General features: G+C 60.7%; 2 protein-coding genes. One reads left to right on the plus strand and one right to left on the minus strand.

All coding sequences use genetic code 11. The features are described from left to right. Positions 1-780: cupin domain-containing protein (locus AC1D1Z_RS36480; protein WP_477853683.1), on the minus strand; the 780-nt coding region annotated here is incomplete at its 3' end. Positions 781-866: 86 nt separating this feature from the next. Between AC1D1Z_RS36480 and AC1D1Z_RS36485 the strand changes: the two genes are divergently transcribed. After that, positions 867-2,141: an extracellular solute-binding protein gene (locus AC1D1Z_RS36485; RefSeq protein ID WP_018247019.1), complete on the plus strand. Its 1,275-nt coding sequence runs from the start codon at positions 867-869 to the stop codon at positions 2,139-2,141. The last annotated feature ends 154 nt before the right edge of the window (positions 2,142-2,295 follow it).

The following is a 2,295-nucleotide window of genomic DNA, read 5'->3' on the forward strand; positions in this document are numbered from 1 at the left end:
CTGCAGCACGTTGGCGCCCTCGCTCATCAGCATCGCCTGAGCGCGCGACAGCCGCAGCAGCGTCACATATTTGCTGAGCGTCATGCCGGTCGATCGCTTGAACAGGTTCATCGCATATTTCGGATGTAGGTCGGCGGCGCGGGCGATATCGACCGAATCGATGTCGTGCAGGAAATTGGCGGCGATGAAATCGCACATGCGCGCGACGCTGCGCGAGGAATGCGGATACGGGTGATCGCCGTCGAGATTGATGGTCGCCTGCGACGTCATCGAATAGGGTTCGAGCGCGATCCGTTCGATGCGCAGCAGCAGCTCGTCGACGGCGTGCTGGGCCTTGGCGGGATCGCCTGAGTTGGCATAGCGGAACCAGCGGGTGAAGTTCTCCCTGTCGGCGGCATCCGTTGCCGAGGTCAGCAGCGTCTCGCCCTTCATCAGCCGGCTGGAAACGCTGATCGGCAGGCGCAGCCGGAAGAAATAGACGAGCGGCAGATGGGCGCCGGCATAGAGCGAATCATCCGAGGATTCGTCCATCTGATGCGGCTGACCACCCCAAAAGAGGCACATTTCGCCGGCGTTCAGCCGGAATTCGTGGTCGCTCATCCGGTAGTGTACGGTGCCGCGCATCACGTAGTTGACCTCGACCTGCGCGTGCCAGTGCGGCATGGCCATAACAGGCGGATGGGCATGAAACATCTGCAGCGCTGTCGGCAAACCCTCGATGCTGCTCGCGCCGGGCTGGTAGATTGCACGTGTGCCGACCTTACTTTCCGCCAAATTCATGTTCCCTTTTTAGGAGACACCCGCTCCCTTACAGATAGTCTAACCGCGTTCGTGAAAGATCGGCAATTGAAAAGGGAGGATTTTCAATGCGCTTCAAACTTCTCGCTGCGACCGCAGCTGTCGCAGTGCTTGCTTCCGGCTCCGCATTCGCGCAGTCGGCCAATCTCACCATCTGGAGCTGGAATGTCGCTGCATCGGCATTGAAGTCCACGCTTCCAGGCTTCAACAAGCAGTTTCCCGATATCAAGATCACCGTCGAGGACCTCGGCAACAGCCAGGTCTTCGACAAGACGCTCGCTGCCTGCGCTGCCGGTGGCGACGGCTTGCCCGACATCGTCAGCATCGAGAATTTCGAGGCTGAAATCTTCTGGAGCCGTTTCCCGGATTGCTTCGCCAATCTGAAGGAGCTCGGCTACACGGCCGATATCCAGGCGAAATTCCCTGATTTCAAGCGCACCGAGCTTGAAGTCGGCGATGTCGCCTATGCCATGCCGTGGGATTCCGGTCCTGTCGCCGTCTTCTACCGCCGCGATCTGTACGAAAAAGCCGGCGTCGATCCGAGCACGATCAGCACCTGGGACGATTTCATCGCTGCCGGCAAAAAGATTTCCGCCGCCAACCCCGGCGTCGTCATGGCGCAGGCCGACTTCAACGGCGACAGCGAATGGTTTCGCATGATCGCCAACGAACAGGGCTGCGGCTATTACTCGACCGACGGTCAGAATATCACCATCAACCAGCCGGCCTGCGTCGCCTCGCTGCAAAAGGTGAAGGAGATGAAGGATGCCGGGACGCTGACGTCGGCCAACTGGGACGAAAAGATCCAGGCCAATACCGCCGGCAAGGCCGCAAGCCAGCTGTATGGCGGCTGGTATGAGGGCACCGTGCGCTCGACCTCTCCCGATCTCAAGGGCAAGTGGGGCGTCTACAGAATGCCGAGCCTGACCGCCGATGGCCCGCATGCGGCCAATCTCGGCGGTTCGTCGCTCGCCATTTCGGCGACATCCGCGAATAAGGAAGCCGCCTGGAAATTCGTCAATTACGCCCTCGGCACGGATGAGGGTCAGATCACCATGCTGAAGGAGTTCGGTCTGGTTCCGTCGCTGCTTTCGGCCGAGAAGGATCCCTTCGTCAATGAGCCGCAGCCCTATTGGGGCGGCCAGAAGGTCTGGGCGGATATTCTGGCGACACTGCCGAAGATCGTACCGAGCCGCGGCACCGCCTTCCAGAGCGATGCGGAAGCCATTTTCAAGGCGACGCAGACGAAGTTCTTCGCTGGCGGCTATCCCGATGCGAAGGCGGCTCTCGACGACGCCGCCAAGCAGATCGCTTCGGCGACCGGCCTCCCTATCGCGCAATGAATGACGATGCCGGGCGCTTCAGGCGCCCGGCTTTCCCCCGGTTTGCAAAGCGGCCGGTCATTCGCTCGTGAGGAGGAGGCTTGATGCCGTTCAGAACCCGGAGCGCCTATGCGTTCCTCGCCCCCTATCTGCTGGTCTTTGCCACCTTCTGGGT

This window comes from Rhizobium sp. P1_E1 (assembly GCF_056406015.1).